Origin of the sequence: Candidatus Contendobacter odensis Run_B_J11 (assembly GCF_000531125.1) — a bacterium.
Classification (GTDB): domain Bacteria; phylum Pseudomonadota; class Gammaproteobacteria; order Competibacterales; family Competibacteraceae; genus Contendibacter; species Contendibacter odensensis.
Map to the genome: position 1 here is coordinate 1 of NZ_CBTK010000082.1, position 15,597 is coordinate 15,597.

Annotated in this window: 12 protein-coding genes and 1 pseudogene; 6 read left to right on the top strand and 7 right to left on the bottom strand. The window is 55.4% G+C overall.

All coding sequences use genetic code 11. The features are described from left to right. The first annotated feature begins 221 nt into the window (after nt 1–221). Together BN874_RS06900 and BN874_RS06905 are read left to right on the top strand one after the other, a co-directional pair. Complete coding sequence (locus tag BN874_RS06900) at nt 222–572, top strand: helix-turn-helix domain-containing protein (RefSeq protein ID WP_034431712.1); 351 nt, start codon at nt 222–224, stop codon at nt 570–572. Next, nucleotides 562–1,260 (top strand): polysaccharide deacetylase family protein, encoded by a 699-nt coding sequence (locus BN874_RS06905; RefSeq protein WP_195912123.1) that lies wholly within the window; start codon nt 562–564, stop codon nt 1,258–1,260. Before BN874_RS06900 ends, BN874_RS06905 begins: the two co-directional genes overlap by 11 nt. Here the strand turns inward: BN874_RS06905 and BN874_RS06910 are convergent. From BN874_RS06910 to BN874_RS06920, 3 genes are all read right to left on the bottom strand, one after another. Beyond that, on the bottom strand, nt 1,250–2,383 hold the full coding sequence (locus BN874_RS06910; RefSeq protein WP_034431716.1) for a class I SAM-dependent methyltransferase: 1,134 nt from the start codon (nt 2,381–2,383) through the stop codon (nt 1,250–1,252). The two genes, BN874_RS06905 and BN874_RS06910, sit on opposite strands and share 11 nt — an antisense overlap. 376 nt (nt 2,384–2,759) lie before the next feature. Next, nucleotides 2,760–6,467 (bottom strand): methionine synthase, encoded by a 3,708-nt coding sequence (gene metH, locus BN874_RS06915; RefSeq protein WP_034431717.1) that lies wholly within the window; start codon nt 6,465–6,467, stop codon nt 2,760–2,762. A gap of 39 nt (nt 6,468–6,506) precedes the next feature. Further along, a complete protein-coding gene (locus BN874_RS06920; protein ID WP_034431719.1) occupies nt 6,507–6,866 on the bottom strand; it encodes a YraN family protein in 360 nt (119 codons plus the stop codon). Nucleotides 6,867–6,935: 69 nt separating this feature from the next. Between BN874_RS06920 and rsmI the strand changes: the two genes are divergently transcribed. Further along, nucleotides 6,936–7,793, top strand: a complete 858-nt coding sequence (gene rsmI / locus BN874_RS06925; protein WP_034431721.1) for a 16S rRNA (cytidine(1402)-2'-O)-methyltransferase — start codon at nt 6,936–6,938, stop codon at nt 7,791–7,793. Nucleotides 7,794–7,835: 42 nt separating this feature from the next. Beyond that, a complete protein-coding gene (locus BN874_RS06930; RefSeq protein ID WP_034431728.1) occupies nt 7,836–8,612 on the top strand; it encodes an enoyl-CoA hydratase-related protein in 777 nt (258 codons plus the stop codon). A gap of 61 nt (nt 8,613–8,673) precedes the next feature. Here BN874_RS06930 and BN874_RS06935 read toward each other — a convergent pair whose 3' ends face one another. The 4 genes from BN874_RS06935 to BN874_RS06950 all read right to left on the bottom strand — a co-directional run bounded on the left by BN874_RS06935 (nt 8,674) and on the right by BN874_RS06950 (nt 13,813). After that, complete coding sequence (locus BN874_RS06935) at nt 8,674–9,633, bottom strand: DUF2887 domain-containing protein (RefSeq protein ID WP_034431722.1); 960 nt, start codon at nt 9,631–9,633, stop codon at nt 8,674–8,676. 38 nt (nt 9,634–9,671) lie between these two features. Continuing rightward, on the bottom strand, nt 9,672–10,898 hold the full coding sequence (locus BN874_RS06940; RefSeq protein WP_034431723.1) for an MFS transporter: 1,227 nt from the start codon (nt 10,896–10,898) through the stop codon (nt 9,672–9,674). After that, nucleotides 10,895–11,566: a thiopurine S-methyltransferase gene (locus tag BN874_RS06945; RefSeq protein WP_034431724.1), complete on the bottom strand. Its 672-nt coding sequence runs from the start codon at nt 11,564–11,566 to the stop codon at nt 10,895–10,897. The genes BN874_RS06940 and BN874_RS06945 overlap by 4 nt, the downstream gene beginning before the upstream one ends. A gap of 198 nt (nt 11,567–11,764) precedes the next feature. Continuing rightward, nucleotides 11,765–13,813 (bottom strand): Ig-like domain-containing protein, encoded by a 2,049-nt coding sequence (locus tag BN874_RS06950; RefSeq protein ID WP_081756208.1) that lies wholly within the window; start codon nt 13,811–13,813, stop codon nt 11,765–11,767. A gap of 266 nt (nt 13,814–14,079) precedes the next feature. Here BN874_RS06950 and BN874_RS06955 point away from each other — a divergent pair, with 266 nt between their 5' ends. Continuing rightward, entirely contained in the window at nt 14,080–14,661 is a 582-nt protein-coding gene (locus BN874_RS06955; protein WP_034431725.1) for a DJ-1/PfpI family protein, read from the top strand. A 370-nt stretch (nt 14,662–15,031) separates the two neighbouring features. Further along, nucleotides 15,032–15,538: pseudogene (locus BN874_RS06960) on the top strand (DNA-methyltransferase); the annotation flags it as partial. Nucleotides 15,539–15,597: the final 59 nt, after the last annotated feature.

The following is a 15,597-nucleotide window of genomic DNA, read 5'->3' on the forward strand; positions in this document are numbered from 1 at the left end:
GTCCCTACGCAATCCCTTCTACGACCGGCGGGGTCGTTCGTCATCCATGACTCACTTCAGCGCGAAAACCGTTATTTCTGTTAGCGGCGGGTGCAATTCCCAACCCTTTGAATTCGTGATAACTTTTTATTCAACCGCTGATTGAGATGCCGATTTATAGAGTTGTCAGGTTGATTGCTCTATATTTACTATTGTTACAAATCAAACTCTGTGGTGTGCCAATGGATTTTGGAAGTTATGTCCGACAACTCCGTGAACAGCGTCGTGAGATCAATCGTCGCTACTCGATCCGGCAGACCGCCCAGAGGATCGGGATTGAACCTGCCCATCTCAGCAAGATCGAACGCGGTGACGTACCGTCACCGTCCGAAGAGACCATTCGACGACTGGCAGCGGATTTGGGCGAGGATGTAGATGTATTGCTGGCGCTGGCGGGCAAAGTGTCCAGCGATATCTGCGAGGCCATCACACAACGACCTATTCTGTTCGCTGAACTGATTCGCGGTTTAAGCGATGTACCAGACGCTGATCTAATGGCATTAGTATGCAAGGTGCGCAATGGTGAATGGTGATCACATCAGGGTCATTCAGAGTTGGGATGATGGCGTAGTGGATGATATTCGATTGACTGAACTACTACGCCATTATCAGGCTACGGCCACCTTTAACCTGAATCCCGGATTACATCAGCGCCAGCGTTCATTCAGTTGGTGCTATGGCGATAAAGAGGTCTGGCGACTCGGAGTGGATGAGTGGGTAGAGGTCTACGCCGGCTTTGAGATCGCCAATCATTCGCTGAATCATCCCTATCTGCCAGATTTATCCCTGACGGATCTGGAACGGGAAGTGCGAGATAGCCGGCACATGTTGCAGGACTGGTTTCAACAGCCGGTACGCGGATTTTGCTACCCCTTCGGCGGAGTCAATCCGGCGGTGAAGGTGGCAGTGCGCAGCGCCGGTCATGTTTACGCCCGCACTGTGAATGAGCATGAATCGGTGTTTCCACCGGCCGATCCGTTCGAGTTCGGAGTCAGTTGCCGCTTTGCGGACTCTGCATTCTGGAATCACTATGAACGCGCTAAAACCGACAAAGGCGTGTTCTGCTTCTGGGGCCACAGTTACGAATTGACCAGCGAAGCGATGTGGGCTGACCTGGAAGATAAAATCGCCCGTATTACTGCGGATCGAGCGGCGGAATGGGTGAATATCGAGCCATTGATCGAGTCTGATCAGAAACCTGTCGAAGTACTCAAGTCATAGTCTCAATGAGAAACATAGCCTTAAGATATTGTTCTATCCATTCCCAATCATCGTGATATTTAATACTTGATTTCTTTACAGGCTTCTTGAACTTGGACAGCAACCGTTTGCCCCTAAAATTTATTGGTGGATTTTCAAATCCAAGTTTCGATTCTGGTTTCAGAGGAATCAACGGCAGTAGAGCAAGGGAATTCATGATGATCGGATTTAATGAGATAACCGTGTCCTGATGATTTTTAATGGTTTCCCACTCCAGGCGCATTACAACATCTTGCTTACGACCTGCAAACAGGATGAAATTCGTAGAGAGTTCATTTTTATTTTCCATATCCCCTACTCTTTCAATTTCGGCTTTCACCTCAGGGAGTGCCCCATGGTGGATAAACAGCAGAGGCTCAAAATCAGTAGCATTCAGCAGCTCCAACAGCTCGTTGATGGTATAGGTCTTTGCATAGGGATGCAGGAACATATCCGCAAGCCCTGAATCAAATTTCGATTCATAGGTTGAATCCAGATATTCCTTGAAACGACTTCCATCCCTTGCTTTCTTATAAATTTTTTTGAGTTCGCTAATTTCATTAATATCAAGAATTTTCATAGCTGTTCTAATCGATTGGGCGGGTCTTCTCGCATATTTACTATAGACCATTATTCTCAATAACCCCCCGGTTTTTAACATTGCATGGATGGAGTTCAATGCAGAAACGGCATCTGGAATGTGGTGCAAAACACCATAGCAATCAATAAATTGAAACCTATCCCCTCCTAAAAACTGGTGCGCTTCGATAATATCACCTTCAATAAAATCCACATTAAAACACCGATGAATCAGGGTATGAAGCCTTGCTCTTTTCAGATTTTCTCCTGAGAGATCAAGAGCCGTTATTTTCGCTTCCTTGTTGGCAACAGCCGTGGGATAGGGTGAAAAACTTCCGGAACCGGCCAGTAAAATTTTTTTATCACCAGACGGGGGCTTTTTTCCATTAAAACGCGCCCACAGTGAATCCAGATTGAGCGCGTAAGTATCACATCGCCTCACCGACGAAAGCAGCGGGAATCTGGGATACACATATTTCTCATAGTGCATCTTTACCGCTTGCTGTATCCGCGCCGATGGATCCATTGCAATTGTTACCTTATCAGGATGTTCCGCGACAAACCCCGGCCTTCAGGCCGGGGAGGGATAACGGAAGGCGCGGCAGTCCCCCGCGTGGGGACTGGTTCAGCGCCGCGTTTTTTGGGTAACATCTTCAACGTCTCCTATGACCTACCGCCGGGCGGGCGGGATGTGAAGTCTGTGGAGAGGAGGTGAGACTTGGGGGAGTTTCTGGCTGCGGTTCAACCCGGGTAAGACTCCCTACTCCGGGGAATCGAATCGGCGAAAACCAAGCCTTCACTCCTCTGGGCACTCCTCAGTGAAACAGAAAACTCTGATTGTGAAGTCAGGAATCCCCGTCCTTCAGAGCCTGCCCCCGCGTAGGTGGGGGGCGGGGAGGATGTCAATCCTCCGGTTCATAGCCCAAGTTCGGTGCCAGCCACTTTTCCGCTTCCGCTAAAGTCCAGCCCTTGCGCTCGGCATAAGCAGCCACCTGATCGCGATCCAGCCGACCGACGCCGAAATAACGTGCTTCGGGATGGCTGAAATACCAGCCGCTCACCGCCGCTGTCGGCGTCATCGCAAAGCTCTCGGTCAGATGAATCCCGGCGTTGCGATCCACATCCAGCAATTGCCAAAGCAGCGCCTTTTCGGTGTGATCGGGACAGGCCGGATAGCCCGGCGCAGGGCGGATGCCGCGATAATTTTCGGCAATGAAATCGTCGGCGCTTAACTGTTCATCCGCCGCGTAACCCCAAAATTCCCGGCGCACCCGCTCATGCAACCGTTCGGCCAGAGCTTCCGCCAGCCGGTCAGCCAAGGCTTTCAGCAGGATGGCGCTGTAATCATCGTGATCCCGCTCGAATGCCGCCACCCGTTCATCAATACCGATGCCGGTCGTAACCGCAAATGCGCCCAAAGCATCGGCCACTCCAGATTCAACTGGCGCAATCCAGTCCGCCAGACAGCAGTGCGGTTTGCCGGCCGGTTTTGGTCCCTGTTGCCGTAAATGATGTAGCGTTAGCAAATGCTGCTGGCGGCTGGCATCGGCGTACAAGGCAATGTCATCATCGCCAATCCGGTTAGCGGGGAAAAAACCGATCACCGCCCGCGCCATCAGCCAGCGTTCGGTGATGATTTTATCCAGCATCGTTTGAGCGTCGCTGAATAGATGCCGAGCCTGCTCACCCTGTTCCGGGTCGTCGAAAATCACCGGATAGCGCCCGCGCAATTCCCAGGCATGAAAAAACGGGGTCCAGTCAATCCGCTCCACCAGTTCCACCAGCGGATAGTCGTCAAACGCCCGTACCCCGAAAAACTTGGGGCGCGGCGGAATGTAGGTTGCCCAATCCAGCTTGGGCCGATTGGCGTGCACTTGCGCCAGCGGTAGCAATGGCTCTCGCTGACGGCGGTTGGCATGTTGTTCGCGCTTCTGGACATAATCGGCTTTGGTGCGGGTGATAAAGCCCGCTTTGGAATCCGCACCAATGAGATTCTGCGCCACGCCCACCGCCCGCGAGGCGTCCTTGACGTAAACCACGGGTCCAGCATAGTGCGGGTCGATCTTGACCGCAGTGTGCATGGCCGAAGTGGTGGCGCCGCCGATCAGCAACGGCACGGTAAAACCTTGCCGGCTCATTTCCTTGGCGACATTGACCATTTCATCCAGCGACGGCGTGATCAGCCCGGACAAGCCGATCATATCGGCGTGATGTTCACAGGCGGCGGCGAGAATCTTCTGCCCCGGCATCATCACACCGAGATCGATGACCTCGAAGTTGTTGCACTGAAGCACCACCCCGACGATGTTCTTGCCAATGTCATGCACATCGCCCTTGACCGTAGCCAGCACGATCCGGCCATTGGAACGGCGTTGACCATCGGCCTGTTCCGCCTCGATGAACGGGATCAGATACGCCACTGCTTTTTTCATCACCCGCGCCGATTTGACTACTTGCGGCAGAAACATCTTGCCGGCACCGAACAGATCACCGACCACGTTCATGCCGTCCATCAGCGGGCCTTCGATCACATGCAACGGCCGTTCGCTCTGCTGGCGGGCCTCCTCGGTATCGGTCACGATGAACTCATCAATACCTTTGACCAGCGCGTGTTCCAGCCGCTTGGTTGCGGGCCACGAGCGCCAATCAGCGCTCTCATTTTTGGCCCCTTTGCCCATTGCAGCCGAGTCATCCTTGTACTGGTCGGCCACTTCCAGCAATCGCTCGGTCGCGTCGGGGCGGCGGTCGAGAATCACGTCTTCCACCCGCTCCCGCAATTGCAGTGGAATATCTTCGTAAATCGCCAATTGGCCGGCATTAACAATGCCCATGCTCATGCCGGCGTGGATGGCGTGATAAAGGAATACCGAATGAATCGCTTCGCGTACCGGGTTATTGCCCCGGAACGAAAAGGAGACGTTGGAGACGCCACCCGAAATCAACGCATAGGGCAACTCCGTTTTAATCCGCCGGGTAGCTGCAATGAAATCCATTGCGTAATGATTGTGTTCTTCAATCCCGGTAGCGACCGCAAAGATATTGGGATCGAAAATAATGTCCTGCGGCGGAAAGCCCTGCTCAGTGAGAATCCGGTAAGCCCGTTGGCAAATAACGAACTTGCGTTCTTCGGTATCGGCCTGGCCCTGTTCGTCAAAAGCCATGACAATCACCGCCGCACCGTAGCGATGAATCAGCCGCGCCTGGCGGATAAATTCTGCTTCACCTTCTTTCATACTGATGGAATTAACTACCGGCTTACCTTGAATGCACTTCAGGCCCGCTTCCAGAATCTCCCATTTAGAGGAATCAATCATCACCGGCACCCGACTAATATCCGGTTCAGCAGCGATGAGATTCAGGAATGTCACTATCGCCTCCTTGGAATCCAGCATTCCTTCATCCATGTTGATATCAATGATCTGCGCACCGTTCTCAACCTGCTGACGAGCGGTGTCGAGAGCGGCGTTGTAGTCACCGGCCTTAATCAGCCGCTTGAATACCGCCGATCCGGTGACGTTGGTACGCTCACCAACATTGATGAATAGCGAATCCGCGCCAATATTGAACGGCTCCAGTCCAGCTAACCGGCATTGCGGCTCAATAGTCGGAACCGGGCGCGGCGGTAAATCTTTAACGGCCTCGACGATGGCGCGGATGTGGGCCGGGGTAGTGCCGCAACAACCGCCGACGATGTTGAGAAACCCGCTTTCAGCGAATTCGTGAATGATCGCTGCCATTTGCACCGGGGTTTCATCATATTCGCCAAAAGCATTGGGCAAGCCCGCATTCGGATGAGCGGAAACGTGGGTATCGGCGATCCGGGCCAATTCGGCGACATAAGGCCGCAGTTGAGTAGCGCCCAGCGCGCAATTCAGCCCGAACGATAACGGACGAATGTACGACAGCGAATTCCAGAACGCTTCAGTGGTTTGCCCGGACAGAGTGCGGCCCGAAGCGTCAGTAATGGTGCCGGAAATCATCACCGGCAGACGAATGCCACTCTGGTCAAATAACTGCTGGATCGCAAATACTGCTGCCTTGGCGTTCAGGGTATCGAAAATAGTCTCGACCAGCAGAATATCTACACCACCTTCGACTAAGGCTTGTGCCGCTTCGGTATAAGCAGCGACCAGTTCATCGAAGTAGATATTGCGGAAACCCGGATTATTCACATCCGGCGATAGACTGGCGGTGCGGCTGGTGGGGCCGAGGACACCAGCGACAAAGCGCGGCTTGGCCGGATCGCGAGCGGTAAACTCATCGGCGACCGAGCGCGCCAATTGCGCTGCTGCCCGGTTCAATTCCGGCGCGAGGCTGGCCATGCCGTAGTCCTGCATCGAAACCGTGGTGGAATTGAAAGTGTTGGTTTCGAGAATATCCGCGCCGGCGTCGAGATAGGCGGCGTGAATCTCGCGGATTATGTTCGGCTGAGTCAGCACCAGCAGATCGTTGTTGCCCTTGAGATCGCTCGGCCAGTTGCGGAAGCGATCCCCGCGATAATCGGCCTCTTGCAGCCGGTAGCTTTGGATCATGGTGCCCATCGCCCCGTCCAGAATCAGGATACGGCGGGCGAGCAATGCGGACAATTCAGCGGTGCGATCAACAGTCATCAGTAAGATACTCAGCCACTTCGGCGGCAGGTCGAAAGTTCAAGTCAATTGGAACGCATCCCGAATCCACTCCATTTGCGCTTCGCCGTCGGGCTGGACAATGGCTACCACGTCGAAACGGCAGGGCAGGTCGAGGCTTTGGTTTTGCAGATAGAACGCTGCCGTGCGTAAGAGCCGTTGCTGCTTGACGCGAGTGACGGACTCGGCGGGCGTGCCGTAGCGGATATGGCGACGGCTGCGCACTTCAACGAACACCAGTTGCTCGCTATCGCGCATAATCAGGTCCAACTCGCCCCAGCGGCAGCGGAAATTGCGCATCACCAGGGTCAGTCCGTGCGCTTCCAGATAGCGGCAGGCTAATTGTTCGGCGGCGGTTCCCTGGGCAACGCGGCTGATCACGTACCGTCTCCACGGATGGAATGGAAGATCGAAATTCTAAAAGTTCACGCATTGTATGAGGTTCGGACTATGACCGTCGAATCCGGGGCACTGTATGTGGTGGCAACGCCGATTGGCAATCTTGAGGACATCAGCGCCCGGGCGCTGCGGGTGCTACGGGAAGTGGATTGCATCGCGGCGGAGGACACCCGCCATACCGGGCAATTGCTGCGGCACTTTGGTATTGAGACGCCGTTGCTGTCGCTGCACGAACACAACGAGCGCGACCGCTTGGAACACATCGTGGCCCGGCTGCGCGAAGGGAAGACACTGGCGCTGGTGTCGGACGCCGGTACGCCGTTGATCAGCGATCCTGGTTTTCCGCTGGTGCGTGAATTGCGCCGACAAGGATTACCCGTCATCCCGGTGCCTGGACCCAGCAGCATCCTGGCAGCGCTATCGGTAGCGGGATTGCCGACCGACCGCTTTGTATTCGAAGGCTTCCTACCCGCTAAAACCGCAGCTCGCTGCGAACGCTTGCGAACGCTTGCAGCAGATGAACGAACGCTGGCCTTTCTCGAAGCCAGCCACAGGATCGCGGAGACGCTGATGGATATGGCGGCAGTGTTCGGCGGCGAACGGCCAGCCGTCGTCGCCCGCGAACTGACCAAACGATTTGAGGAGGTGCAGGGTGCGCCTTTGGGTCAACTGACAGCTTGGCTAAAAGCTGATCCCAACCGTAGCAAGGGCGAATTTGTGGTATTGGTGCAGGGCGCAATAGCCGCGAACGAGGCGGATACGCCCGAGAACCGACGATTATTATTAGCGCTATTGTCTGAATTGCCGCTCAGCCGAGCCGTAGTGGTAGCAGTCAAACTGACGGGGCTGCGGAAAAAACCGCTGTATGATCTGGCGCTGCTGCTGGGTGAAAAACAGGAATCGGATTAAATTACCGCTACGTTCAAATTCCGGCAAGGAAACCTGATGCCTATAACCTACGAAGATATTCTGTATGAAATCAAGGACAGCGTTGCCACGATCACCATCAACCGTCCCGACAAATATAACGCCTTTCGCGCCCAGACCTGCGAAGAGCTGATCCATGCGTTTCAGCAGGCCGGATGGGATAAATCCATCGGCGTCATCGTACTCACCGGCGCCGGTCACAAGGCGTTTTGTACCGGTGGCGACCAATCCGCCCATGCCGGCCATTACGATGGGCGCGGGGTGATTGGGTTGCCGCTGGAGGAATTGCAGGGCGTGATCCGTGATGTGCCCAAACCGGTGATCGCCAAGGTGCGCGGCTATGCCATCGGTGGCGGCCATGTGCTGGCGCTGCTGTGCGATTTGACCCTCGCGGCGGAATCCGCCAAATTCGGCCAAGTCGGCCCCAAGGTCGGTTCGGTGGACCCCGGCTTCGGCACCGCCTACATGGCGCGGGTGATCGGTGAGAAGCGGGCACGGGAAGTCTGGTATCTGTGCCGCCAGTACAGCGCCGCCGAAGCGGTGCAAATGGGCTTGGCGAACAAAGCAGTCCCCGATGCCGAACTGGATGCTGAAGTGGATCGCTGGTGCGCGGAAATTATGGAAAAAAGCCCGACCGCGCTGGCGCTGGCCAAGCGATCCTTCAATGCCGACACTGCCCATATCGCCGGCATTTCTGCGCTCGGTTTGCAGGCGGTCAGCCTGTTCTACGGCACTGAGGAATCCCAGGAAGGGGTGCGGGCGTTTCAGGAGAAGCGCAAGCCGAAGTTTCGTGATCGGTGATCGGTAACCTGGTGACGAGGCGCGTCATGCGCCCCGCTCTGATTTTCTCGCTGCCGCACTGTTATGCCCGCGCCGCCAGCCAACACGCCAAATCTGCTGGCTGGCTGAAATCCAGCAGCGCCTCGCCCAACGCTTCCAATTCCAGCACCGGCAATTGCTGAATCTGCGTTTCCTGCATCGATGTTAACGCACCCAATCGGCGACGCAAAAGCCGTAGCACTAAGGCTGCTTCGCGCTGCTGGCCTTGAGTCAGCCCTTGAGTCAGCCCTTGAGTCAGCCCTTGAGTCAGCCCTTGAGTCAGCCCTTGAGTCAGCCCTTGAGTCAGCCCTTGAGTCAGCCCTTGAGTCAGCCCCTCGGCTAGACCTTCACCGAACACATCCTTGTAGAATTGCGTTTCTTTCAAGTTCACATCATTTAATCCCAACATCTTCTGAATCTCCTCCCGCGACAAGCGCGGCAGTTTGTACACCAGAATCGTTTCGATCAGGTTGATCCAACCCGGCCAGTCACGCTCGTTGTCTCCCACCGATTCATTCAACAACACCCGCGCCTGAGCTATCGCAACAGCCGGTTTGGCGACGATCAATTGCACCAGCCGCAAACCGGGCGTCGGCGCAGGCCGATTCACCCAATCCTCCAGATAGACCCGCCGCACCCAAGCGCAATCCAGCAGCGGTTGATAACACACCGTCGCGCCATTGTCCGTCGCCCGATCAGGAAAAATCGCCACCGCCCGCCAAGGTCGTTGTGGATTGCGCTGGTACAACCACAGGAACAACTCTGCGAACCAGCGCCCATAAAAAGCCGCATCCGGCTGAAATTGCACTTCCAGGAATACCAGCGGCCAGTCCAATTGATCGTTTGGTGGCAATAGCACTCCATCCAAGCGAAAACTGGTCTGCTTCACTTCGTCGGCACGCAGCGTATAACGGCCACCCACCGGAACCAGCCAGCCCGCCAACTCGAACGCCAATTCGGGACGCTCCTGAAACAGACGATAAAACAGGCTATCGGTTTTCATGTCGCTCCATTTTCCAACTCCCCGCATTCACTGCAATCTCACTTCCGCCGCCACCCTAGCAGCAACCAAACCCAAGTTACCAACTGCGCCATCAGCGCCAATCCGAAGGCCCATTGATACCCCGACTCCGCATAACCGTTACCCACCACCGGCCAATGGTTAATGATCGCGCCCATACCCCATTGCCCGGTGAACGCCACCACGAAGACCAGTACATTCAGCGCGGTGTTCACCCGACCCGCCAGCGTGGGTGGAAATGCCTGAGTTAGAATCGCATAGCTCAGTGTCCCGACGGTACCGATAAAGCCGAACAGTACCCATAGCAACAAAATCGGCCCCAGTTTGAACAACAGCGCCAGTTGCACTCCCATGAACAGCGCCATGCCGACTGCTGTTACCGCTAATGGCGGCACCGCACGCCGTGATAGCCGGTATGCCAGTTGCCCTATACTGAGAAATCCAGCGACCATCGCCGCCGCTATCCAGAACAGGATGCCAGCAGCCGCTACTTTGTCCAAACCCGCCACGTCGCGCAGCCACGGTCCCGCCCACAAGCCTTGAATAGCCAAAAAGGTGGCTTGCGACAACACGCTACTCGGCGCGATCCGCCAGAACACCGGGCTGCAGTAAATATCCACCAGACCGCGCCATTGCTCGCGCCAATCGCCGACCGGACCACCACTGCTCCGCTCCGGCACTGCCAAAAACAGCGCTGCCGCCGCCATGAAACTCAATACCGCCAGCCCCGCGAATACCCCGCGCCAATCGGTCAATTTCAGCGCCATTTCCACTGGCGTCGTCGCTGCCAGCGCCCCCAGTCCGCCCGCTGCCAGAATCCAGCCGTTGACTACTGGCAATCGCGTAACCGGAAACCACAGTACAAAGGCCTTGAGGCTGGCCATCAGGCATGCCGACACTCCCAACCCTATCAAGCCCCGTCCGACCAGCAATTCGATGCGGTTGGCGCTGAACGCGAACAGCCCCGCTCCAGCCGCCGCAAACAGCAGCAGCGTCGCCTCGACCCGGCGCGGTCCGAACCGATCCAGCAACAAACCCAACGGCAACTGGAAGGCAGCGAAGGTAAGAAAGTAGACGCTGGTCAACAAGCCGAGATCGCCGGCATCCAGGCGTAAATCCGCCGCTAGATGAGGCGACAGCACCGCATTGATCGTGCGGTACAGATAGGACAGAAAATAACCGGCGGCGAAGGGGAGAAAAACCCGCACCAGAATCGCTGAGGAGGATAAGGCCGGCGATCCGGTCATTCGGAACCTATTGGGCGATGTGTCAGCCGATAAACCTTTTCCAACAACCAGGTCAAACCGCGATCCCGCCACCGGGATTCCTCAGAAAGCGCATCGCGGGTGTGGAGCAACGCCACTTCACACATCGGTGCATACAGTGCCCGCACCTCGTCCTCACTGACGGTGAATGGTGGTCCTGTTAGAATCGATGGGTCGTACTCCATCGTAACCAGCAACATTTGAATCCCGGCGGGTAAAACCGCTCCCAGATGGCGGGCGTAGCGCATCCGCAGCGCCGGTGGCAGCGCAATCAGCGCAGCACGGTCGTAAACCCCGGCCATATCCGTTAAATGACGCGATTCCAACGCGAAAAAATCGCCGCACAGGATATGGATCTCATCCGCTTCCCAGATTTCAAACGCGCCCTCCTGCCAACGGCGCGGATGCAATCCGTTTTCGGCAAAGAACGCTTCGATGGCAATTGGGCTGAGTTCCACCCCGGTCACTGGATGGCCTTCACCGGCCAACCACAATAGATCGTGGCTTTTGCCGCAGAGCGGTACAAAGACCCGCTGGCCGGGTTGCAAATCCAGCGACTTCCAGAATTGCCGGAGATGCGTATTGATTTCTTGCTGGTGAAAGCCTATTTCGGCTTTCTCCCAGCGCTCGTGCCAAAAACCGGGTTCCATAGGGTCAGTCCATGGTGGAGTAAAAGTGGGCGAAACCGATTTAATCTTTTCGATTATTGCATCAAAAAGCAAAGCCGACTTCCAACCGGTTTTACGGGCTGGAAGCCGGCGCTATTGCTTCTACAACTCAAAGAATCACCTTTTATACAGCCCCTTCTTGAACCAAGGGGTGCGCGCAAAGCGCAGAAAGATTTTTGGCTATTGCACGACCGGGTGATAGATGATTTCCAGTTTCTCACCTTCGGTTTGCAGGAACTTGATCATTTGCCCCTGCATTTCCGCAGTGGCTCCAACGGAGGCGGCGGGGCTGATAATCGAGCCATGATCGCCCTGAGTGAAACGGACGATAGCGCGCACCCCCTGGTCATCAGTAACGGTGCGGTTAGCCGATTGCAGCCCCATGATCCTGGCCAGCGGCTCAGTGCCTGATAACGGCGCGTTCACGACCGAGTTTGGCACCACCTGATCGGGCAGCGAACCAGCGCCGCCCACCACTTCAATCAAATGGATCGGGTGCAAGCTGGCCGCTTGAGCGCCGTAATTGATCGGGTCGGCGGAATCAATCGCCGTTTGAAATAAAACCATAAAGCCTTCGTATTCAGGTGTGCCTTTATTGATGCCGGCTGCGGCCAGTCCGGCGACGATGAGTGGGCTATAGGCGGGTGAAGCATCGGCCACTTTAGCAATACCGCCGCCCGCCATAGCCAGCGTTGCGCTGGTCACGTTGTCCTCGATAGCGAGAAACGTGCCGCCGAGGATGCCGCCCAGTGAATGTCCCACAAAGTAAATGCGCCCGGCGTCAAGATCGGGCTTTTGGTCGCCGTTCAAATCCACCAGCGGCAGGGTCGCGGTCAATTGCCGAATATCCTGTTCACCTTGGCGTGAGTTATCGCGGATGGCGAGCAGATTCCTCAGGTTCAGGAAATGGGTGCCGGAAGGATCAATGACCCCATCTGGAGGGGGAGCCAGCGTTGTATTGTTGACCAAATCCAGATCGAAGGTTCGCTCCATGCCGGATATATAAAACGGGCTGTTTTTGTTGGTAATCCCGTGCAGTGGCAAATCAATAGCCACCGCAGCGAAACCAACAAACGACAAGGCGTCGGCCAACAGGAGCAAATTGCTGCGATCCTGTCTGAAGCCATGCTGGAAGATCACCACCGGCCAGCCGTTGGCTGGCTTGGTCTGTCCGCTCTTGGCGTTGGGCACGGTCATCAATACCGGAATTGGCAAGGTTGCGGTCGCCGCTGGCAGCGGGTTGTACTGGGTGATATTCCCGCCGCTGGCTGTTTGCCAGTAACCGCTGAGCGGCTTGTCCTTGCTGAGGTAGTAGGGAATCGTCAGCGCCCCGGCGTAAATGTCGGAGAAACCGGGCAAGCCCAGCCCAACGGCGGCGGTCGTCGCACCGGTCGGTTTAACCGCCATTCCCAGTGGCTTAATGGTCTTACCCAATGCGGTAAAAGCATCGTCGGTAGACTGGGTCATAAACGTCCAACTCAACACGATTCCGCTGGCGGGAACGCCCCGACTGGCGGCAGCGTTTTCCTGGTTATTGGTCAATTGCCGGAGCGGTTCCAGCGCCAGCGCCTGAGCATCACTCAGGCCGGGAATGACGCTCTTGCCATTGGCATCCACCAGTGGCGTGGTCAACTTGGTCGCGGCGTAGGTCAGCGATGGCAAGGCGTCGAAACCGCTGCTGTCCTGAATACCATTGGTGAGCACCACCAGATAGCCGCTCTTGGGCGTCAGCGGGCGCAGCGGACTGATGGTCAGCGTGGTCTGGTTGGGATCCTGCGACAGCAGGGCTGCTTCATAGTCGCTACCGGCCTGGAGTTCGCGCTTGACTTCGGTAATCGCAAAAGGCGTCTTGGTAGCCGGATTCAGGACCGGATTCACCAGCGCGACCTCGAACACCCGCACCGTACTCCCGGCCTTGATGGTGCTGGCTTTCAGGGTGCTGGAAAACTGCGCGGTCAGCGGCGCAACGGTAGAGAAACCGTCGAGTGCGTTCAGAGCAACCTTCGGGTCGGCCAGATTATTGGGATCAGCGACCGGGATGTTCAGGGTACCATCGGTCGAACCGCTGAACAGCAGATTGGTGGGGAAGGGAAGCTGGCCGGCGGTGGGATTGAATTCGGCGTAGAAATCTGCTCGGGTAGCCGCGTTGGCGCTGCTGAATGCAATCAAACTGAAGGCGAGGCAAAGTGGGGCCAAGCGGAGAGTGGTTGTTCGAGTTTTCATAGGCATTGCAGCACTCCGAAATTGGGAGGTTGGACGGGGTTTTCTGAGGGTAGAAGCAACGGCTGTTGATGAATTATAGCCAGTGTTACCCGGCCTGTTTGGCGAAGTTGGCTGTATGGGAAGCAGCCAGTCTCAATCCTGGTCCAGCGACTCTTCCCACAGTAGGGTTTCCGCGTCGCCCGGTTTTTCACCATCTTGACAGTAGACTTGGCGACGGGTGACGCTAGGCGAATTTCCATGATGCAGGCTTTAACGCCAGAAAGGAGTTTACGATGAGTGCAAAGAAAATCTTGATGCTAGTCGGCGACTATGTGGAAGATTACGAAGTCATGGTGCCTTTCCAAGCGCTGTTGATGGTGGGACATACCGTGCATGCGGTCTGTCCTGACAAGAAGGCCGGTGAGAAAGTGCGCACGGCGATCCATGATTTCGAGGGAGACCAGACCTACAGCGAAAAGCCCGGCCACAACTTCGTGTTAAATGCGACTTTTGCAGAGGTCAAAGCTGAAGAATACGATGCGCTGGTCATTCCCGGTGGACGTGCGCCGGAGTACATTCGCCTGAATCAAACCGTGCTGAAAATCGTGCGGCACTTTTCACAAGCTGACAAACCCATTGCCTCCATTTGCCACGGCGCGCAGGTATTGGCCGCCGCCGGCGTGATGGAGGGCAAAGCCTGCTCTGCTTATCCAGCGGTGGGGCCGGATGTCACTCGTGCGGGCGGCCAGTATGTCGATATTCCAGTGGACAAGGCCCATGTGGACGGCAAGTTGGTCACTGCGCCAGCATGGCCGGCTCATCCGGATTGGCTTGCCAAATTCCTGCAAGTACTGGGAACAAAGATTGATCCTTAGCGCGAGAGTACCGATGCAGTGTTATTAAGACGCCTAACGCTCATCATAACCCCGCATATCTTGCTATAGCACAGGATATGCGGAACCGGATAACAACTTATTAGGTCTCAATTAGGTCTCAATAAAAAGGCACTAAGTTGGACGCAGATCCATCAGAAATAGTGAGTGAGCGATAGAAGGAACTATTTAGGTTCACCACACATGTCAAGTAGCGAAAAGTCGTAATGGAAAATGAAACCTAACGATGTCATCAACTAGGACGTATTTTTCGTTTGCGTTGCTCACTACAGATGTGCCAATTGCTGTGGTGTAGTCAGCTCGGAGCCAACATCAGATAATGACAATTATGGACTACACTGAAAGTACTTCTATTGGGGAGACCGTAATTGGCTCGTCCCCGACACAATGCTGCCCTAGATCTTCCGACGATATCGTCAGTGAAAATTTTCGGCAAGCCTTTATTGTTCACCAAAGCGCCACCATAAAATCTCCTTTGCTACTGAATGGCGATGCAGTCGCAGTATTGCGCGCTCTCCCTGACGGTTGCATCGATTTTACAATGACATCTCCACCCTATTGGGGCAAGCGTGAGTACGAAAACGGCGGCATCGGCTTGGAAAACGACTATCGGGATTTCGTTAAACATTTAGCTACTGTTTTCGCTGAACTGAAGCGAGTGCTGAAACCCGAAGGTTCTTTCTGGTTAAACCTCGGCGATAGCTACAATGGCAAGGGTTTAGTCGGTGTGCCTTGGCGCGTCGCTTTTGAACTTGTTGACAATCAAGGCTGGATCCTGCGTAACAGCGTGATATGGAACAAGCTAAAAGGGGGAATGGACAACAGCAAAGACCGTCTCGGCAACGTTCATGAAAACCTTGTAACTACCTACCCTCCCCGACATCCACTATTCTGACACTATGCCCGAGTTGACCCGCC

Coding starts and splice junctions, on each gene's coding strand:
- metH (WP_034431717.1), bottom strand. CDS start 6,467: ATGACTGTTGATCGCACCGCTGAATTGTCCGCATTGCTCGCCCGCCGT.
- BN874_RS06900 (WP_034431712.1), top strand. CDS start 222: ATGGATTTTGGAAGTTATGTCCGACAACTCCGTGAACAGCGTCGTGAG.
- BN874_RS06940 (WP_034431723.1), bottom strand. CDS start 10,898: ATGACCGGATCGCCGGCCTTATCCTCCTCAGCGATTCTGGTGCGGGTT.
- BN874_RS06935 (WP_034431722.1), bottom strand. CDS start 9,633: ATGAAAACCGATAGCCTGTTTTATCGTCTGTTTCAGGAGCGTCCCGAA.
- BN874_RS06955 (WP_034431725.1), top strand. CDS start 14,080: ATGAGTGCAAAGAAAATCTTGATGCTAGTCGGCGACTATGTGGAAGAT.
- BN874_RS06910 (WP_034431716.1), bottom strand. CDS start 2,383: ATGGATCCATCGGCGCGGATACAGCAAGCGGTAAAGATGCACTATGAG.
- BN874_RS06945 (WP_034431724.1), bottom strand. CDS start 11,566: ATGGAACCCGGTTTTTGGCACGAGCGCTGGGAGAAAGCCGAAATAGGC.
- BN874_RS06950 (WP_081756208.1), bottom strand. CDS start 13,813: ATGCCTATGAAAACTCGAACAACCACTCTCCGCTTGGCCCCACTTTGC.
- rsmI (WP_034431721.1), top strand. CDS start 6,936: ATGACCGTCGAATCCGGGGCACTGTATGTGGTGGCAACGCCGATTGGC.